The organism is Thalassiella azotivora (assembly GCF_054781695.1).
The window spans coordinates 222147-240973 of record NZ_BAAGTX010000002.1 but is presented as its reverse complement, the minus strand read 5'-3'; the positions used below and the strand labels follow the sequence as shown (position 1 = coordinate 240973).

Annotated in this window: 16 protein-coding genes; 10 read left to right on the top strand and 6 right to left on the bottom strand. The window is 74.4% G+C overall.

Features of this window, described 5'->3' with window-relative positions; all coding sequences use genetic code 11:
- Nucleotides 1–132: 132 nt before the first annotated feature.
- On the top strand, nt 133–687 hold the full coding sequence (locus ACYVQV_RS02755) for a hypothetical protein (RefSeq protein ID WP_461021720.1): 555 nt from the start codon (nt 133–135) through the stop codon (nt 685–687).
- A gap of 6 nt (nt 688–693) precedes the next feature.
- Here ACYVQV_RS02755 and ACYVQV_RS02750 read toward each other — a convergent pair whose 3' ends face one another.
- Nucleotides 694–936, bottom strand: coding sequence for a helix-turn-helix domain-containing protein (locus tag ACYVQV_RS02750; RefSeq protein ID WP_461021719.1), 243 nt, complete (start codon nt 934–936; stop codon nt 694–696).
- Between the two features lie 189 nt (nt 937–1125).
- Here ACYVQV_RS02750 and ACYVQV_RS02745 point away from each other — a divergent pair, with 189 nt between their 5' ends.
- The 3 genes from ACYVQV_RS02745 (at nt 1126) to ACYVQV_RS02735 (ending at nt 3872) form a co-directional block, all read left to right on the top strand.
- The gene (locus tag ACYVQV_RS02745) at nt 1126–1809 is read left to right on the top strand and encodes a hypothetical protein (protein WP_461021718.1); all 684 of its coding nucleotides are present in this window, start codon (nt 1126–1128) and stop codon (nt 1807–1809) included.
- A gap of 7 nt (nt 1810–1816) precedes the next feature.
- Nucleotides 1817–3121 carry an AAA family ATPase gene (locus ACYVQV_RS02740; RefSeq protein ID WP_461021717.1) on the top strand — a complete coding sequence of 435 codons (1305 nt, stop codon included), beginning with the start codon at nt 1817–1819 and terminating at the stop codon, nt 3119–3121.
- A gap of 97 nt (nt 3122–3218) precedes the next feature.
- Nucleotides 3219–3872: an HAD family hydrolase gene (locus ACYVQV_RS02735; RefSeq protein ID WP_461021716.1), complete on the top strand. Its 654-nt coding sequence runs from the start codon at nt 3219–3221 to the stop codon at nt 3870–3872.
- Between the two features lie 25 nt (nt 3873–3897).
- Here the strand turns inward: ACYVQV_RS02735 and ACYVQV_RS02730 are convergent, their stop codons facing one another.
- Entirely contained in the window at nt 3898–5238 is a 1341-nt protein-coding gene (locus ACYVQV_RS02730; protein WP_461021715.1) for a hypothetical protein, read from the bottom strand.
- Between the two features lie 4 nt (nt 5239–5242).
- Nucleotides 5243–5800: a hypothetical protein gene (locus tag ACYVQV_RS02725; protein WP_461021714.1), complete on the bottom strand. Its 558-nt coding sequence runs from the start codon at nt 5798–5800 to the stop codon at nt 5243–5245.
- A 94-nt stretch (nt 5801–5894) separates the two neighbouring features.
- On the opposite strand from ACYVQV_RS02725, the gene ACYVQV_RS02720 reads away from it, so the two are divergent.
- The 4 genes from ACYVQV_RS02720 (at nt 5895) to pruA (ending at nt 10689) form a co-directional block, all read left to right on the top strand.
- A complete protein-coding gene (locus ACYVQV_RS02720) occupies nt 5895–7346 on the top strand; it encodes a WS/DGAT/MGAT family O-acyltransferase (RefSeq protein WP_461021713.1) in 1452 nt (483 codons plus the stop codon).
- Nucleotides 7343–8422 carry a patatin-like phospholipase family protein gene (locus ACYVQV_RS02715; RefSeq protein WP_461021712.1) on the top strand — a complete coding sequence of 360 codons (1080 nt, stop codon included), beginning with the start codon at nt 7343–7345 and terminating at the stop codon, nt 8420–8422. Before ACYVQV_RS02720 ends, ACYVQV_RS02715 begins: the two co-directional genes overlap by 4 nt.
- 20 nt (nt 8423–8442) lie before the next feature.
- The gene (locus ACYVQV_RS02710) at nt 8443–8943 is read left to right on the top strand and encodes a DUF6912 family protein (protein WP_461021711.1); all 501 of its coding nucleotides are present in this window, start codon (nt 8443–8445) and stop codon (nt 8941–8943) included.
- A 117-nt stretch (nt 8944–9060) separates the two neighbouring features.
- Entirely contained in the window at nt 9061–10689 is a 1629-nt protein-coding gene (gene pruA / locus ACYVQV_RS02705; RefSeq protein ID WP_461021710.1) for an L-glutamate gamma-semialdehyde dehydrogenase, read from the top strand.
- 78 nt (nt 10690–10767) lie between these two features.
- Here pruA and ACYVQV_RS02700 read toward each other — a convergent pair whose 3' ends face one another.
- From ACYVQV_RS02700 to ACYVQV_RS02690, 3 genes are read right to left on the bottom strand one after another with little or no spacing between them, the layout of a single operon-like run.
- Nucleotides 10768–11259: a DUF2505 domain-containing protein gene (locus ACYVQV_RS02700; protein ID WP_461021709.1), complete on the bottom strand. Its 492-nt coding sequence runs from the start codon at nt 11257–11259 to the stop codon at nt 10768–10770.
- Nucleotides 11260–11268: 9 nt separating this feature from the next.
- Entirely contained in the window at nt 11269–11826 is a 558-nt protein-coding gene (locus tag ACYVQV_RS02695; protein ID WP_461021708.1) for a putative T7SS-secreted protein, read from the bottom strand.
- Entirely contained in the window at nt 11823–12167 is a 345-nt protein-coding gene (locus ACYVQV_RS02690) for a hypothetical protein (protein WP_461021707.1), read from the bottom strand. Before ACYVQV_RS02690 ends, ACYVQV_RS02695 begins: the two co-directional genes overlap by 4 nt.
- A 198-nt stretch (nt 12168–12365) precedes the next feature.
- Between ACYVQV_RS02690 and ACYVQV_RS02685 the strand changes: the two genes are divergently transcribed.
- Nucleotides 12366–17309: an NAD-glutamate dehydrogenase gene (locus ACYVQV_RS02685; RefSeq protein ID WP_461021706.1), complete on the top strand. Its 4944-nt coding sequence runs from the start codon at nt 12366–12368 to the stop codon at nt 17307–17309.
- 20 nt (nt 17310–17329) lie between these two features.
- Nucleotides 17330–18805, top strand: a complete 1476-nt coding sequence (locus ACYVQV_RS02680) for a histidine kinase N-terminal domain-containing protein (protein ID WP_461021705.1) — start codon at nt 17330–17332, stop codon at nt 18803–18805.
- Nucleotides 18806–18827 lie beyond the last annotated feature (22 nt).

The following is an 18827-nucleotide window of genomic DNA, read 5'->3' as shown; positions in this document are numbered from 1 at the left end:
GGAGACCGCGTGGGAGAGTAGGACACCGCCGGACAACCATTCGATGACGGTCACCCCCACACCCGGGGGTGACCGTCATCGCATTCCCACACCCACGCCCCTGCGGTGGACGCCCGGTCTTAGTGTCAGGGTGTGCGATGGGAACGATTCTTCTCCGACCTCGAGGCGCAGTTCGAGGCGGAACGAGACGCCGAGCTGCGCGATGAGGCCGCGGAGCGCTCCCGCGCCGAGCAGGCGCGGGTCTGGTTGTCCGAGCGGCTCCGGGCTCGGGTCGGTGGGGACGTGCAGGTGGTCCTCACGGGCGGCTCACGCGTCCGGGGGCGCTGCACGGACGCCGCCGTGGAGTGGATGCTGCTCGAGGACGCTTCCGGCACGCTGCTCGTGCCCCTGGCTGCGGTGGCTGTCGTCGAGGGGGCGGCACACGGGGCGGCGACAGAGGCCGGCGCCGCTTTACGGCGCCTGGGCTTGGCGTCGGTGCTCCGGGGTGCCGCGAGACGACGCGCGACCATCCAGGCCGTGACCACCGGCGGGGACGTCCACGGGACCGTGGACAGGGTGGGAGCCGACTTCTTCGACGTGGCCGTCCACCCGGCGGACGAGCCGCGACGCGTCGGCGCCGTCCGCCAGGTCAGCTCCGTTCCGTTCGGTCAGCTGCTCCTCGTGAGGTTCCGCGACGCCGGGTGGTGACGTCGGTCAGCGACCGCCACGCGCCTGCGCCAGGGTCACGTCGTCCTGGGCCGTGACCACGTGCGCCCGCGTCTCGGCGTACATGCGCTGGATGTAGGCCTCGAGCTGGTCGATCTCGACACGCCACTGACCGCGCCCGCCCACCTTGATGGCCGGGAGGTCGCCACTGCGGACGAGGGCGTATGCCTGGGCGGACGACACGTTGAGGATCTCCGCCACCTCGGTGAGCGGCAGGAATCGGGTAGGCACTGGCCCTCCTCTCAGGCAGCCTCACGCTGCCCCGTCCGACCCCCCAGGTCCTTGAAGTCTGTCACACCGCCGGGGTGGTCGCCCGACGCCGGTCCGCGCCTGTGGACGGCGGTTCGAGGCCGCTGGACCGTCTTTGCCACACTGTGCGCCGTCGTGGCGCGCAGTGGCGCCCTTTGGTGTGGGAGAAGCATGAGCACCGACCTCGCCCGGCCAGTCGCAGGCACGCCGTCGACGCTTCCTCAGGTCCCGGCACGAAGGCTCCGCCGACCGTCGTGGCGGGACCCGCGCCTGGCGGTCGGCGTCGTCCTGGTGCTCGCGTCGGTCGTGCTGGGCGTCGCCGTCGTCTCCGGCGCGGACCGCACCAGTGCCGTCTGGGCGGCCGACTCCGCGCTCACCCCGGGTGACGAGGTGGTGCGGGACCGCCTGCGGGTGGTGGACGTACGCCTGGACGACCTGTCCACGGTCTACCTGTCCGCCGAGGACCCCTTGCCCGAGGGCGCGGTCGTGACCCGCCACGTGGCGGCGGGCGAGCTCCTGCCGCTGAGCGCGCTGGGTGGTGCGGAGGACCTGCAGCAGCGACCCGTGGGCGTCCCCGTCACCGGGGCGCTGCCCGCCGGCCTCGGGAAGGGCTCCGCGGTCGACCTGTGGGTGGCGCACCCCGACCCCGAGCGCGCCGGGGCGTTCCTCGCACCCGAGCGGCTCGTCCAGTCGGCGGTCGTCAGCGAGGTGAGCCAGTCCGGTGGGGCGCTCGGCAGCGGCGGCGTGACGACCGTGCAGGTCCTCGTCGCCGAGGCGCAGCTGGCGGCGGTCCTGGGTGCGCTGGCCAACGACGCCGTCGTGTCGGTGGTCCTGGTCCCCGGCTCGGGAGGGTGATCAGGCCGTGGACGTCACGGTCCTGACGGCCGTCACCGGAGCGTGGGAGGCGCCTCTCGTCGCGGCACTGGAGACCTCGGGTACGGGGGTCGTCGTCGTCCGTCGGTGCGTGGACCTCCCCGACCTGCTCGCCTCGGCAGCCGCGGGTCGCGCGTTGGCCGTGCTGCTCAGCGCGGACCTCCAGCGACTCGACCGCGACGCCGTGGGCCGGCTCGACGCCGCGGGGCTCGCCGTCGTCGGGTTGCACGAGCCGGGTGACCTGCAGCAACGGGACCGTCTCGACGCGCTGGGCGTGGGCACGGTCCTGCCCGCGGACGCCGGGGCCCGCGAGGTCGCCGACGGCGTCCGGGACGCGGTCGCCGCCCGTCGCGAGGCCGGCGATCCGCCGTCGCGGACCCGGGCCGGGCCGGCGTCCCCCCTGCTGCCCCGGCAGCAGGTGGGCGACGCCGCCGACACCGCGCCGTCAGGGACCGGTCGCCTGGTCGCGGTGTGGGGTCCGGCCGGCGCCCCAGGTCGCACCGCCGTGGCGGTCGGGCTGGCCAGCGAGGTCGCCCTGCTCGGCCAGGAGGCGTTGCTGGTCGACGTCGACACGTGGGCGGCCTCGGTCGCGCAGACACTGGCCGTGCTCGACGAGGCCCCGGGTGTGGCAGCAGCGTGCCGGGCGGCTTCGGCGGGCACGCTGGAGCCGGAGCTGCTCGCCCGGCTCGCACCCGTCGTCGCTCCCCACCTGCGGGTCCTGACGGGCATCAACCGGCCGTCGAGGTGGCCCGAGGTGGGAGGCTCCGCACTCGAGGGCGTCTGGCCCGTGGCCCGCGTCGTGGCGTCGCTCGTGGTGGCCGACTGCGGCTTCTCCCTCGAGCAGGACGAGGAGCTCGTCTTCGACACCGCCGCGCCACGACGCAACGGCGCGACGCTCGTGACCCTGGAGCAGGCGGACGTCGTGCTCGCCGTCGGCTCCGCGGACCCCATCGGGCTGCAGCGGCTCGTGCGCGGTCTGGCGCAGCTGCGCGACGCGGTGCCGACCGTGGCACCTCGTGTCGTGGTGACCCGCGTCCGGGCCGCCGCGGTCGGCGGCTCCCCCGAACGGCGCGTCCGCGAGGCGCTGGAGCGGTACGCGGGGGTCGACGACGTCACCCTGGTCCCCGACGACCGCGATGCCTACGACCGCGCCCTGCTGCAGGGGCGGACGCTCGCCGAGGTAGCGCCGCAGTCGCGGGCACGGGCGGCCCTGCAGGGACTGGCGCGCGAGCTCTCCGCCGCCGTGCCGGGTGCCGGGTCCGGTGCGCGTCGAACGGGCCGTGGGGGCTCGTGACGACCGCCACGCGGGTGGACGACGACGCCGTGCCCGCGCACGCGTACCGTCCTGGGTGGGCCGCAGGGGCGGTCGACGCGCAGGCACGGGAGGGCACGTGAGCTACACCGCACTGGTGGTCGACTGGGGTGGGGTGCTGACCGCGCCGCTGCACGGTGCGATGTCGCAGTGGGCGCAGGACGACGGCGTCGACTTCGGCCACTTCGGCGACATGCTCCGCCAGTGGCGCGAGCTCGCCCGGGCGGAGGCGGGCGAGGGGCCCGAGGCCGGTCCGGTCGCCGCGCTCGAACGAGGGGAGATCAGCGCCACCGAGTTCGAGGTCCTCGTGGCCGACGAGCTGGGCCGTCGCGGTTCGCCGGTGGACGCGACGGGGCTGCTCGGTCGCATGCTGGCCGGCCTCGAGGAGCGCGAGCCCGCCATGTTCGACCTGCTGCGGCGTGTGAAGGACCACGGGCTGGGCGTGGCGTTGCTGTCCAACTCGTGGGGCAACACCTACGACCGCACGGGCTGGGACGACGTGTTCGACGCCGTCGTCATCTCCGGTGAGGTCGGCATGCGCAAGCCCGAGGCCCGTATCTACGAGCACGTCGTCTCGTTGCTCGGGCGCGACCCGCAGGAGTGCCTGATGGTCGACGACCTCCCGTGGAACGTCGACGCCGCTCGCGCGCTCGGGATGGGCGCCGTCCTGCACCGCAGTCCGCACGAGACCGCGAGCGAGCTCGAGCAGCTGCTCGGCCTGCCGTTGACCTGACAGCCGGCCTGGCTGTCGGCCTGACTCAGGCGGCGAACAGCAGGAGCAGGCCGCCGCACGTGTAGAGGACCATCAAGAGCAGCAACGGCACCTGGCTCAACGCCGCCCTGGGCCCGGGGAACAGCCGCACCGCGCGGTCGTGCGCCAGCACCACCCCCAGGACGTGCCCGAGGACCACAACCGCCACCTGCACGCCGGCGACGACGCCGGGGGAGACCAGGGACGGGTCCGCGACGCGCCCGCCCAGCCCGAGCGGGGACCAGCCGAGCGCCAGCGGGTCGGCGAGCCGCAGGACGGCGTTCTGCCCCTCCAGCACCAGCAGCGAGTAGTAGTGGGCCACCACGTAGCCGAGGGCCACCGGGATCACGGAGGGGGCGAAGAGGGTGGCCGTGCCGACCACCGGGCGCCCTGCCACGCGTGCCGCGGCCCACGACGCGAGCACCAGCGCCACCCCGACCACGCCGAGCACGCCAAGCAGACCCGCCGTGTCCGCCAGCCACCGCCACACGGGCAGCGCCTGGACGGTCGACACGTACCGGGGGTGCTCGCGGACCGAGTCGTAGGCGGTCGAGCCCAGGATGACCACCACGAGCGCCACCAGGCCCGGTTCGGGCCGCACCTGGTCCGGCCCCGCGAGAGGGGACCTCAGCACCAGCGTGCCGTCGTCCCGCCGGCCGAGGGGGCTGAGCCGACCGAAGGTGGAGGACCACACCTCGAACGCGTCGCCGCGGGCGAACCACCCCGAGCCGAGGAGGAAACCCGCCAGCAGCTGGACGACCAGGTACACCAGCACGACGAGACGCAGTGTCCCGACCTCGGTGTTGTCGGGTGCCACGAGCTCCAGCCAGACGAAGGCGAGCACCGCCAGCGCACCCGGCCACCACCCCCAGCTGTCCGGCAGCGCCAGCACCCCCTGGCGCGGGTCGACGCGAGCGAGCCGGCACAGCAGCGCGTGGGTGGTGCGGACCGGGTTGAGGCGCGCCCACGTGGACGGTCCGAGGAGCAGCGAGAGCGGCACCAGGCCCACCCACAGCAGCACGTACACCACGAAGGGCAGGGGGTTCCGGGCGTCCTGCGGCCCCCACAGCATCGCCACCAGCACCCAACCGGTGAGCAGGAGCCCGGCCCCGGCGGCGGTGGCGCGCAGCCACCGGGAGCCGAGGGCCGCGACAACCCCCCGGGGCAGGGGCCGGCCCGCGGTGCCGCCGTCGAGACGCGGCTCGCGCCACAGCACGGCGAGCAGCAGGAACGACACGACGAGCACGACTGCCGCAGCGGCGACGGTCAGCCCGAACGGCAGCGGCAGGTCGGCCCGCGACCCGATGCCGTGCGCCGGGAGCAGCGGGACCAGCGGCCAGCCCCCCACCACGTCAGCGCACCGCGACCTGCATGAGCAGCAGGTCGGGGTGGTGCAGCTCGACCTCGTAGACACCGGGTGCCGTGCCCGTCAGCTCGACGCGGGTGGGCACCCCCGCCGGGACGTCCGCCTGCACCTCGAACCCGTGCGCGTGGATCTCGGTGTCGGTGTCGGCGACGACCTCCACCACCAGCGTCTCGCCGACCGCCAGGTCGACCTGCGAGGGCGCGGGGGTCACGGTCCGGCCGGTGACCGTCACGGTCACGGCCCGCTGCGCCGGCTCGGACGCGGACGGGGCCGCCGGCGTCCCGGGTGCCGGCTCGTCGCCGGGGACCGTGGCCGGCGCGCCGGCGGTCGTCGGCCCGGTCCCGCTGCCGGAGGGCGCGGGGTCCGTGTCCGGTGCCGCCGCGCACCCGGTCAGCAGGAGCGCGGTCAGCAGGGGACCGGCCGCCCACGGACGCAGGAGCCGGCGGGCAGAGGTCGTCGTGGACCGGTGGTCGGGACACGTGCGCGGGGCGACCGGGGCGACGCGGGCGCCGCCCGAATGGTGGTGGTCCGGTGGGGAGATCACCGGCCCACTGTAGGCAGGCGTGCGACCATGTCGTCACGGCCTCGCTACCCGCCGGTAGCCGGGGTGGGACCGAGACGTGGGCGGAGGACGACGAGTGGCCGACCGGTTGAGCCCGCTCGACGTCTCGTTCCTCTACCTGGAGGACGATTCCACGGTCATGCACGTCGGGTCGGTCATGGTCTTCGACAACCCCGACGGCGGCCTCGACCACGACGCGCTGCTGCGCCACGTCGCGGCCCGGATCGCCTTCGTCCCGCGGTACCGCCAGCGCGTCCGGCAGGTCCCGGGTCGGCTCGCCAACCCGGTCTGGGTGGACGACGAGCGCTTCGACGTGACCTACCACGTGCGCCGGTCGGCGCTGCCGCGGCCGGGGTCCCTGGAGCAGCTGCGCGAGCTGGTGGCCCGCGTGCAGCCCAGGCCCCTGGACCGGCGCAGGCCGCTGTGGGAGGTCTACGTCGTCGAGGGTCTGGAGGGGGACAGGTTCGCCGTGATCACCAAGGCCCACCAGGCCCTGGTGGACGGCGTCAACGCCGTCGACATCGGGCAGGTCGTCCTGGACGACGCGCCGACCCCCGCGACCCTGCCGACGGACACGTGGCGTCCCACGCCGGAGCCGTCGCTCGTGGAGCTGGTGACCTCAGCGGTGATGGACACCATCCGCAGGCCCGGCCAGCTGCTGGACACGGTGCGCGCGTCCGCTGCGGACGTGCGCGCGGCGGCCGACAAGGCCGTGGAGGCCGTCGAGGACCTGGCCCTCGCCGCCCGGACCGCCGCGCGCGCGGCGCCGGACACGCCGCTGAACGCACCGGTCGGGCAGCAGCGTCGTTACGCCATGGTGGCCACCGACCTGGTCGACTACCGGCGGGTGCGGGACTTCCACGCCGGCGGTGGACGCCGTCGCGGTGGACGGTCGCGTCCGGTCCGGTCGGCGCCGTCCGTCGCGATCACCGTCAACGACGTCGTCCTGGCGACGCTCGCCGGCGCGCTGCGGGCCTGGCTGCTGACGCGCGGGTGGCGCGTCGGTCCGACGACGGTCGTCCGTGCCCTCGTGCCGGTGAGCGTCGTGGTGGACGACGACGAGGGGACCGTCGGTCAGTCGGTGGCGGCGCACCTCGTGGACCTGCCCGTCGGGGAGCCGAGCCCGACCCTCAGGCTGCAGCAGGTCGCCTACCAGATGCTGGCCCACGTCGACAGCGGACGGGCCGTCGGCGCCGAGCGCCTCGCGGGGATGACGGGCTTCGCCCCACCCACCCTGCACTCCCTGGGCACCCGGGTGGCGGGCGGGCTGTCGCGGCGGACCTTCAACCTGGTCGTCACCAACGTCCCGGGCCCCCAGCACCCGCTGTACCTGGCGGGCGCGCGGATGATCGGCAGCTACCCGGTCATCCCGTTGGCGAAGGACCACGCCCTGGCCGTCGGGCTGACCTCCTACGACGGGGGCGTCTACTACGGGCTGAACGCGGACCGGGACGCGATGCCCGACGTCGACGTCCTGGCCCAGTGCGTCGAGGACAGCCTCGCCGAGCTGCGGGACACGGTGCGGTGAGCGCGGCGCCCGGCCGCGCCCGCCGCTGGGGGCTGGTGCTCGGCGGCGGCGGGGTCCTCGGCGGCGCCTGGGCGGTGGGGGCGCTGACCGCGCTGGAGGAGGTGCATGGCCTCGACGCGCGGCGGGCCGACGTCCTGGTGGGGACGTCGGCGGGGTCGCTGCTCGCGGCCCTGCTCGGCGCCGGCGCCACCGTCGAGGAGCTGCGCTCGCACCAGCTCGGTCAGCGGGCCGCCTCCGGACCACTCGCCGCGCTGGAGTGGGACTACGAGACCGCCACGGGCGGGGACGTGCCCGCCCGCCCCCGGCTCGGTCCCGGCTCCACCGCGATGGTCGCGGCGAACGCGCGCCGCCTGCGTGACCTGCCGCCCACCGCCGTCCTGGCGGCGCTCGCCCCGGTGGGCCGAGGCTCCCTGGACGCCGTGGGGCGGCTGGTGCGCGACGTGCAGGCGGCCACGGGGCGCGACCCCGCGAGCTGGTCCGCGCACCCCGGGCTGCGCGTCGTCGCGATGGACTACGACGCCGGGCAGCGGGTCGCGTTCGGTGGCCCGGGCGCCCCTGCGGTCGCGCTCGCGGACGCCGTCATGGCCTCCTGCTCGATCCCCGGGTGGTACCAGCCGCTGGAGCTGGCGGGCACCCGCTACGTCGACGGCGGCGCGTGGTCGTCGACGAACGTCGACCTGCTCCTCGGCGAGGGGCTGGACGAGGTCTTCGTCCTGGCGCCGATGGTCTCGTTCGCACCGGACGAGCCGTCGGGGCTGCCTGCCCGGATGGAGCGCGCCTGGCGGGCCAGGGTCACCCGGCGCTGTCTGCGCGAGGTGCAGCGCCTGCACGCCACCGGGACCGAGGTGACGGTGCTCGGACCGGGACGGGAGGACCTGGAGGCGATCGGGCCGAACCTGATGGCCGTCGGGCGCCGGGAGCTGGTGCTGGCCACGGCCCTGGAGACGGCCCGCGAGGCCCTCGGGGACCCCGCGCACGTGGGCGACGTCCTGCGGCGCACCCCCGCGCGACGGCGCGGGCGGCGCGGGCGGCGCGGGCGCGAGGATGACCACGCCGGCGCGGTCGACGCCGGGTGAGCCGGGACTGGAGGACCGACGTGCGCGTGTACCTGCCGACCACCCTCACGGCCCTGGCGCGCGCGCACGCGGACGGACGGTTCGAGGCCCACCCGGGCGTCGGCGCCCATGCCGTGACGCCGGCGCTGCGGGAGTGGTTCGCCGAGGCCGACGACGTCGAGGAGCTGGAGTACGCGGCGCTGCTGGACGCCGCCGAGTCGTCGCTCGCGGTGCTCGCCCAGGACGGCGCCGCTCCCCGGCGCAGGGTGGTCCTGGCCGCGGAGGTGGACGACGCCCTCGTCCACCCGCAGGCGCGTGAGGTCGCCTCGGCGGTCCGGCTGTCGGGGCCCGTGCCGCTGGCCGACGTGGTCAGCGTCCACGTCGACGAGCTGGACGCGCAGCAGGCGGTCGCCGCGGCCGTCGAGGCGCTGCCCGCCGCGCGCGCCGGTGACGAGGACGCCCGGTTCACCGTCGACGGCGCGGACGGGCACGACCTGCTCTGGTACGACGTCACCGAGATCCCGGACCTGGTGGCGCCGTAGCAGCCGGTAGCAGCCGGTGGCCCGGCGCCGAGCCGCCGGTTCGACCCGGTCGTCCCCGCCCGGGTATACAGGGCACGGGCCGTCGACGTCGCCGGCCCGTCGAAGGAGGAGACCCCCGTGGACGCCGTGACGACCGTTCCCCACCCGACGAACGAGCCCGTCCTGGACTACGCCCCCGACACCCCCGAGCGCGCGGCGCTGCAGCAGAGGCTGGACGAGCTGTGGAGCGAGAAGGCGGAGCTCACGAACGTCGTCGGCGGCAGGGACGTGCCGGGCAGCGGCCGGCGCACGAAGGTCGTGGCGCCGTTCGAGCACCGTCACGTGCTGGGTTCGTTCAAGGGGTCGACGCAGAAGGACGCGGCCGCCGCGGTCGCCGCGGCCAAGGCCGCCGCACCGGCCTGGCGCGACCTGTCCTACGACGACCGGGCCGCGGTCTTCCTCAAGGCCGCCGAGCTGCTGAGCGGGCCGTGGCGGTCCACCCTGAACGCCGCCACGATGCTGGGCCAGGCGAAGACGGCGGTCCAGGCGGAGATCGACTCGGCCTGCGAGCTCATCGACTTCTGGCGGTTCAACGTGCACTTCGGCCGGCAGGTGCTCGCCGAGCAGCCGATGGCCAACTCCAAGGGCGTCTGGAACCGCACGGACCACCGCCCGCTGGAGGGTTTCGTCTACGCCATCACCCCGTTCAACTTCACCGCGATCGGCGGCAACCTGCCGACCGCGCCGGCGTTGATGGGCAACACCGTGGTCTGGAAGCCGTCCCCGACGCAGGCGCTCGCGGCGCACTACACGATGCGCCTGCTCGAGGCCGCGGGCCTGCCCCCGGGGGTCATCAACCTCGTCCACGGTGACGGTGTCGCGGTCTCGGAGGTGCTGCTCGCGGACCGCGACCTCGCGGGCATCCACTTCACGGGGTCGACGGCGACGTTCCAGCGGCTCTGGCGGACGGTGGGCGAGAACATCTCCTCGTACAGGGCGTACCCGCGGATCGTGGGCGAGACGGGTGGCAAGGACTTCATCGTGGCGCACCCCAGCGCCGACGTGGACGTGCTGCGCACCGCGATGGTCCGCGGTGCGTTCGAGTACCAGGGGCAGAAGTGCTCGGCGGCCTCGCGCGCGTACGTCCCGCGCAGCCTGTGGCGCCGGCTGCGGGACGACCTGGCCGACCTGACCGACTCGCTGACGATGGGGCCGACGACCGACTTCTCCAACTTCATGTCGGCGGTGATCGACGACCGCGCCTTCGCCAAGCACCGCGAGGCCATCGACCGCGCCCACGCCGAGCCCGGCATCGACGTCGTCGCCGGCGGCACCTACGACGACTCGGTGGGCTACTTCGTGCGGCCCACCGTGATGACGGCGGACGACCCCGACGACGCGGTGTTCACGACCGAGTACTTCGGACCGATCCTCGCGGTGCACGTGTACCCCGACCGGCAGTACGACCGCGTCGTCGAGCAGATGGAGTCGGCGGCCGACTACGCGCTCACCGGCGCCGTCGTGGCCCAGGACCGCGCGGCCATCGCGAAGGCGACGAAGGCCCTCCGGTTCGCCGCGGGCAACTTCTACGTCAACGACAAGCCGACCGGGGCGGTCGTGGGGCAGCAGCCGTTCGGTGGTGCGAGGGGCTCGGGCACCAACGACAAGGCGGGTGCGGCGCAGAACCTGCTGCGGTGGACGTCGACCCGGTCGATCAAGGAGACGTTCGCGCCCCCGACGGACCACCGCTACCCGCACATGGGCTGACCCGGTCCCTCGGGGGAGGGGCTGGACGGGGAGGGCGCGGGACGTCCCTCCCCGTCCGCCTCCCCGCCCGGCGTCAGGTCAGGACAGCCACTCGCGGCCGGCGCGGATCTGCTGGCGGATGGCGCCGTGGACAGCCGGTTCGGCGGCGCGCTCCAGCTTGCCGCCGAGCAGCGGCACGGACGCCTTGAGGTCGCCGTCCACGGACTGCACGGTGCTGTCACCGTCCGGTGCGAGGTGCAGCGTCCCGGTGAGACGCAGCGGGGCCCCGACGATCTCCACCGAGATCGTGCCCGCCCGTGACCCGTCGGGCGCCGGCGCCGCCCAGGCGTCGACCTGACGGACCTGCACCGTGGCGCCGACGAAGGACCGGGCGACGTCCGGGAAGTCGTCGGTGGGCAGTCGCCGCACCGTCGTCACGGTGAACGGGCCGGCGGGGTCGCCGTCGACGTCGACGGACCCCTCGCTCGCCCCCATCAGCTCGGTGACCCGGTCGCTGAAGCGCGGGTCGGCCAGCGCGGCGGCGACGGCGTCGGGAGTGGCGGGGTAGCGGACCTGCTCCTGGATGCGCACGGCGCCAGGCTAGCCGCGCGACCAGCTCTCCACGTCGGCCGCCAGGGGCGCGAGCCGGAGCGCGTCGTGCTCCAGCCGCTGGACGGGGCCGTCGACGCGGGCCGCGAGGCGCCGGGCCGCGTCGACGGCCTCCTCGTGCGCCCGGTCCACCAGGACCTGCCCCTCCGGCACCCGCTCGGCGAACGACATCGCGTCCTCCACGTGCGCCGGCCCCCACGGGACCCGCACCTGCAGGTCGGCCTCGACGAGCAGCCCGTGCCGGTGGCAGTAGTCGACCGCCTGCGTCGCCAGGGCCTGGGCGTGCTGCAGGTCGACCACGTACTCCTGCAGGGCCCGCACGGAGTCCTCGATGCTCGCGGCCGCGACGTGCAGCACCTCGAGCTGCGCGAGCACGACGGAACGTGCCGCGTCCGCCGCCGGTCCCCTCCAGTCCGCCAGGTGCTCCAGCGCGGTCCGCAGGGTCGAGCGACGGTCCTGCAGGGACTGCGCGACCCGCGACAGGTCGGCCGCCAGCGCCGACACGGAGGCCGGGTCCCCCGGTGCGAGCGCGTCGACCGTCGCGCTCACCGGTCACCGGCCGGGTCGCCGGCCCCGTGCGGCGACCGGCCCGTGGTCGGGGTGTCGGCCTCGGCGTAGCGCTCCGCGGCCCACCGCAGCGCCGTCCCGGTCCGGTCCGCGACGTCGGCCAGGGCGCGCAGGACGTCCACGGTCGCCGCGTGGGCAGCGAGGACGGCGTCCGGTGCCGGTGGCGTCCCCGGGTCCGGCGCGTGCCGCAGGAGGGCGTCGGCGTCGTCCGCCAGATCGAGGGAGACCGACCGTACCGACAGGGAGGCTGCGTGCAGTGCCTGCGGATCGACCCGCCACGACGCGCCGCGGGCGGCCGCGGCAGGGTCCCGGTCAGGCGTCACCCCGCGAGCGTAACCGCGGCGCGCCGCAGGCGGAGAGGGTCGTCGGACGGTCTGTGGACGACGCCGTCGGGCCGCCGTCGCGACGCGCTCGGGCCACCGTCCGGGTGCCGGACGCGGGGTGCGCCGGGTCGGACTAGGCTCGCGGGCAGACGTGCAACGGCGCACGTCTCGAGGCCGACGCTGGGGTGAGAGTTCCGCATGTCCACCACGTTCGAGCAGTCCCGCACAGCGATCCTGGAGCGGGCCGTCGACGCAGCAGACCACCACGGGGCCAAGGACGGTGACGTCGCGGCCCTGCTCGCCCGGTACTACCGGCACGTCGCGGACGAGGACCTGCGACAGCGCGACCCCGTCGACCTGGCCGGAGCGGCGCTGAGCCACCGCCAGCTCGCCGGTCACCGCACCCCCGGCACCGCGCAGGTCCGGGTGATCACCCCGAGCGTCGACGAGCAGGGGTGGCAGACCGGGCACACGGTGGTCGAGATCGTCACCGACGACATGCCGTTCCTCGTCGACTCGGTGACCGCCGAGCTGACCCGCCAGCACCGGGCGATCCACCTCGTCGTCCACCCGACCTTCGTGGTGCGCCGCACCGTGACCGGTGAGCTGGTGGACGTGCTGGACGTGTCCGCGTCGTCCGTGACCACCGGCCGGCGCGACCCGTCGTGGCCCGACGACGCCTGCGTCGAGTCGTGGATGCACGTCGAGATCGACCGGGAGACCGACGCGGAGGACCTCGACGCGCTGGCGGACGGCGTCCGCAAGGTCCTGACGGACGTGCGCGCGGCGGTCGAGGACTGGCCCAAGATGCGGGACGCCGCCCGGTCCGTCGCCGAGCAGATGCGCGACGACCCGCCGGTGGGCCTGGCGGACGAGGCCACCGAGGCCGACCGGCTGCTGACCTGGTTGGCCGAGGACAACTTCACCTTCCTCGGGTACCGCGAGTACGAGCTGGCCGGCCAGGAGGGTGAGGAGCGGCTGTGCGCGGTCCCGGGAACGGGGCTGGGGATCCTGCGCTACGACCAGACGTCGAGCTCGACGAGCTTCGACCGGATGTCGCCGGCGGTGCGCACCAAGGCGCGCGAGCGGCGGGTGCTCATCCTGACGAAGGCGAACTCCCGCGCGACCGTCCACCGGCCCGCGTACCTCGACTACGTCGGGGTCAAGCGCTTCGACGCCGAGGGCCGCGTGGTGGGGGAGCGGCGGTTCCTCGGGCTGCTGACCTCGGCCGCGTACACCGAGAGCGTGCGCCGCGTCCCGGTCGTCGACCGCAAGGTCGAGGCGGTCCTCGAGCGAGCCGGCTTCGCCCCGGACAGCCACTCGGGCAAGGACCTGCTGACGATCCTCGAGACGTACCCGCGTGACGAGCTCATGCAGACCGGCGTCGACGACCTGTACGCCACGGTGATGTCCGTGCTGCACCTGCAGGAGCGGCGCCGCACCCGGCTGTTCCTGCGGGAGGACGACTACGGCCGGTACATGTCGTGCCTGGTCTTCCTGCCCCGCGACCGCTACACGACGCAGGTCCGGCTGCGCATGGAGCACATCCTGCGCGAGTACTTCGACGCGGACGCCGTCGACTACACCACCCGGGTCAGCGAGTCGGTGCTCGCCCGGCTGCACTTCGTGGTCCGCGCGCCCGCCGGCCAGACGGTCCGCCAGGCCGACCCCGAGGAGCTGGAGCGCCGGCTGGTCGAGGCGACCCGGACCTGGGAGGAGGACCTCGCGGACGCGCTGCGCGCGGAGGTCGGCGAGGAGGAGGCCACCCGCATCCTGCACCGGTGGGGCGGAGCCTTCCCCGAGGGCTACAAGGAGGACTTCCCGGCCCGGGTCGCCGTCGGCGACCTGCGCCGGGTCGAGGCCCTGACCCCGCCCGGCGAGGGCGGCGACGCCGACCTGGCCATGAACATGTACGAGCCCGTCGGCGCGGCCGTGAACGAGCGCCGGTTCAAGCTGTTCCGCCGCAGCCCGCTGTCGCTGACCGAGGTGCTCCCGTTCTTCCGCAACCTCGGCGTCGAGGTGACCGACGAGCGACCCTACGAGCTGGACTGCGTGGACGGGACGACCGCCTACGTCTACGACTTCGGTCTGCGCTACTCGGGACCGCAGCCGCCGGACACGGCGCGCGAGCTGTTCACCGACGCGTTCGCCGCGGCGTGGCACGGTCGCAGCGAGTCCGACGGCTTCGACCACCTCACCCTCGCCGCCGGGCTGACGTGGCGCCAGGTCGTCATCATCCGCGCCTACGCCAAGTACCTGAGGCAGACCGGCTCGGCGTTCAGCCAGGACTACGTCGAGCGGACGCTGCTCGGCAACGTCGGCGTCGTCCGGACCCTGGTCCGCCTGTTCGAGGCGCGGTTCGACCCGGACCGGGACCTCGACGACGACGGGCGGCAGGAGGTCTGCGAGGCGCTGACCGAGGAGATCGAGGGCGCGCTGGAGGCCGTCGAGTCCCTCGACGCCGACCGCATCCTGCGCTCGCTGCTCGGGCTGGTGCGGGCGACGCTGCGGACGAACTTCTACCAGCTGGACGGCGACGGCCGGCCCAAGAGCTACGTCTCGTACAAGCTCGACCCCCGCGCCGTCCCGGACCTGCCGGAGCCGCGACCGGCGTTCGAGATCTGGGTCTACTCGCCGCGGGTCGAGGGCGTGCACCTGCGCTTCGGCGCCGTCGCGCGTGGTGGGCTGCGCTGGAGCGACCGTCGCGAGGACTTCCGCACCGAGATCCTCGGACTGGTCAAGGCGCAGATGGTGAAGAACGCGGTCATCGTCCCGACCGGGGCGAAGGGCGGCTTCGTCGCCAAGCAGCTGCCGGACCCCTCGGACCGGGACGCCTGGCACGCGGAGGGCGTCGCCGCCTACCGGACGTTCATCTCGGCCCTCCTCGACGTGACCGACGACCTGGTGCCCGACCCGGACGCCGGCGAGGCGGGCTCCCGGCGCGTGCAGCCGCCACCGCGCGTCGTCCGCCACGACGGCGACGACCCGTACCTGGTGGTCGCCGCGGACAAGGGGACGGCGAGCTTCTCGGACGTCGCGAACGCGGTCTCCGCCGACTACGGGTTCTGGTTGGGGGACGCGTTCGCCTCGGGCGGCTCGGTCGGCTACGACCACAAGGCGATGGGCATCACCGCACGGGGCGCCTGGGAGTCGGTCAAGCGGCACTTCCGCGAGGCCGGGCTCGACACCCAGAGCGAGGAGTTCACCGTCGTCGGCGTCGGGGACATGAGCGGTGACGTGTTCGGCAACGGCATGCTGCTGTCCGAGCACATCCGCCTCGTCGCGGCCTTCGACCACCGCCACGTGTTCCTCGACCCCGACCCCGACGCCGCGACCTCCTACGCCGAGCGGCGCCGGCTGTTCGACGAGCCGCGCTCGTCCTGGGCGGACTACGACGAGTCGCTGATCAGCGAGGGCGGGGGGGTGTACCCCCGGTCGGCCAAGTCGGTGCCGGTCAGCCCGCAGGTGGCCAAGGCGCTCGGCCTCGGCAGGGACGTGCGCTCGATGACCCCGGCGCAGCTGATGAAGGCGATCCTGTGCGCCCCCGTGGACCTGCTGTGGAACGGCGGCATCGGCACGTACGTCAAGGCGACGTCGGAGACCAGCGCCCAGGTCGGGGACAAGGCGAACGACCCGATCCGGGTCAACGGCGCCGACCTGCGGGTGAGGGTCGTGGGGGAGGGCGGCAACCTCGGCTTCACCCAGCTCGGGCGGATCGAGGCGGCGCTGCACGGCGTGCGGATCAACACCGACGCGATCGACAACTCGGCCGGGGTCGACTGCTCGGACCACGAGGTGAACATCAAGATCCTGCTCGACCAGGTGGTGGCCGACGGGGACCTGACGACCAAGCAGCGCAACGCCCTGCTCGCCGAGATGACCGACGACGTCTCCCGGCTGTGCCTGCGCGACAACTACGAGCAGAACGTGCTGCTGGGCAACGCCCGCCAGCAGGCGCACGGGATGCTGCCGGTGCACCAGCGCTTCATCCGCTCGCTGGAGTCCGACGGCGCGCTGGACCGGGCGCTGGAGTTCCTGCCGAGCGACAGCCAGCTGGCCGAGCGGGCGGAGGACGGGCTCGGCCTGACCTCCCCGGAGTTCGCGGTGCTCGTGGCGTACGCCAAGATCACGCTCGCGGACGCCGTGCTGGCCTCCGACCTGCCCGACGACCCCTGGTTCCAGCGCGTGCTGCGCGACTACTTCCCGCCGCAGCTCGTCGAGCGCTACGACGACCGGCTCGCCAAGCACCCGCTGCGGCGGCAGATCGTCACCACCGGCCTGGTCAACGACCTCGTCAACCGCGGCGGGATCACGTTCGGGTACCGGGCGGTGGAGGAGACCGGCGCCTCGGTGGACCACGTGCTGCGCGCGTACGTCATCAGCCGGGAGGTGTTCGGTCTGCGCGAGTACGTCGAGGCGATCGAGCGGCTCGACAACGTCGTCCCGACGGACGTGCAGACCAGGATGTACCTGGAGTTCCGTCGCCTCCTCGACCGGTCGGTGCGGTGGTTCCTCCAGAACCGGCCCGACGTCCTGGACGTCGCCGCGGAGATCGAGCGGTTCGGGCCGACGTGCGAGCGCCGCCGCGGTCGGATGGCGGAGACGCTCGCAGGCTCCGAGCGCAAGCGGCTGCTCGCGACCGCGGAGCAGCTCCAGGAGGCCGGCTGCCCGGAGGACCTGGCGCTGCGCTACGCGGGTCTGCTCGACGAGTACTCGTTGCTGGACGTCGGTGACATCGCCACGACGATGTCGGCGTCCGAGGACGTGGTGACCTCCCTGTACTTCACGCTGTCGGAGCGGTACGGGGTCGACGCCATGCTGGCGCGGATCGCGGCGCTGGGCCGGGCGAACCGGTGGGAGGCGCTCGCGCGCGGCGCGTTGCGCGACGACCTGTACGCGGCGCTCGAGGCCCTGACGCGCGCGGTGCTCGCCCACGCGCAGGAGTCCGGTGGGGCGGTGCCGTCGGACGCGGGGACGACGGAGCTGATCGACGCCTGGGAGTCGGTCAACGCCAGCCAGCTGGCCCGCGCCCGCAGCACCATCGACGAGGTGCGGCGGCTCGAGTCGACGGACCTGGCGTCCATGTCGGTGGCCCTGCGGCTGCTGCGGGGGGTGATCCGGTCGGCGTCCGCGACCGCCTGAGCCGGTCCTAGTCTGGGCGGGTGCCCACCCTCAACGACCTGGTCAGGCGCCACGCGGACCTCACCGACGCCGACCGGGAGTGGCTGCACCTGCTGGTGGGGGACTGGCAGCTGCTGTCGGACCTGTCGTTCGCCGACCTGGTGCTGTGGGTCCCCGACACCGGGCGGGCCGGGTACGTGGCCGTGGGGCACTGCCGTCCCAGCACGGGGCCGACCGTCTTCCACGAGGACCAGGTGGGCCGCCTGCTGCCGCGGGGCCGTCGTCCGCAGCTGGACCGGTCCCTGGACGAGGGGCGGATCTGCCGTGAGCGGGACCCGGAGTGGCTGGACGACGTCCCCGTGCGCGAGGAGACGGTCCCGGTCGTCCGCGAGGGCAGCGTCGTGGCCGTGCTGGCCCGTCACACGAACCTCGCGTCGGCACGCACCCCCAGCCGGCTGGAGCTGACGTACCTGCAGTGCGCGGACGCGCTCGCGGCGATGGTGGCGGCGGGGACCTTCCCCGTCGCGGGTGCGCCGACGGGGATGCGCCGCGGGGCCCCCCGGGTCGGCGACGGCCTGGTCACGCTGGACGTCGACGGGGTGGTGCAGTACGCCAGCCCCAACGGGTTGGCGGTCTTCCACCGGCTCGGCCTGGTCGGGGACCTCGTCGGACGCTCGCTGGCCGAGGTGACGAGCGACCTGGTGGACGACGCCAGTCCCGTCGACGAGTCGCTGGCGCTGGTCGTGACCGGCCGGGCGCCGTGGCGCACGGACGTCGAGGCGCACGGGGCCGCGGTGTCCCTGCGGGCGATCCCGCTGCTCGCCGACGGCGTCCGGCGGGGCGCCGTCGTCCTGTGCCGTGACGTCTCGGAGCTGCGCCGCCGCGAGCGCGAGCTGCTGACGAAGGACGCGACCATCCGGGAGATCCACCACCGGGTGAAGAACAACCTGCAGACGGTCGCGGCCCTGCTGCGGCTGCAGGCGCGGCGGATCTCCTCCCCGGAGGCACGTCAGGCGCTGCAGGAGGCGATGCGGCGGGTGGGGACGATCGCCCTCGTGCACGAGACCCTCAGCCAGGGGCTGGAGGAGACGGTCGCGTTCGACGACCTGCTGGACGGGGGCCTCCTCCTGGCCGCGGACCTCACGGGCCACCCGGGTCTGCGCACCGTCCGCGAGGGCCGGGTGGGGACGGTCGTCGCCGAGGACGCCACGGCGCTCGCGCTGGTCGTGAACGAGCTGGTCAGCAACGCGGTGGAGCACGGCGGTGTCGCAGGGGCGGTCACCGTGCAGGTGAGGGCCCGGCGGGACGGCCAGCACCTGCGCCTGGTGGTGGCGGACGACGGGCCCGGGCTGCCGGAGGGCTTCACCCCCGGGACGGGCGGTCTGGGCACGCAGATCGTGTCGGCCCTGGTCACCGGGGAGCTGCGGGGCTCGATCCGCTGGGCCGACGGCGACGGCGGCGGCACCGAGGTGGTCGTGGAGGTCCGTCTCCGTGAGGAGCGTGACGCGCCGGGGTGACGACGGGACGACTCAGGCCCGT

Coding starts and splice junctions, on each gene's coding strand:
- ACYVQV_RS02745 (WP_461021718.1), top strand. CDS start 1,126: ATGAGCACCGACCTCGCCCGGCCAGTCGCAGGCACGCCGTCGACGCTT.
- ACYVQV_RS02685 (WP_461021706.1), top strand. CDS start 12,366: ATGTCCACCACGTTCGAGCAGTCCCGCACAGCGATCCTGGAGCGGGCC.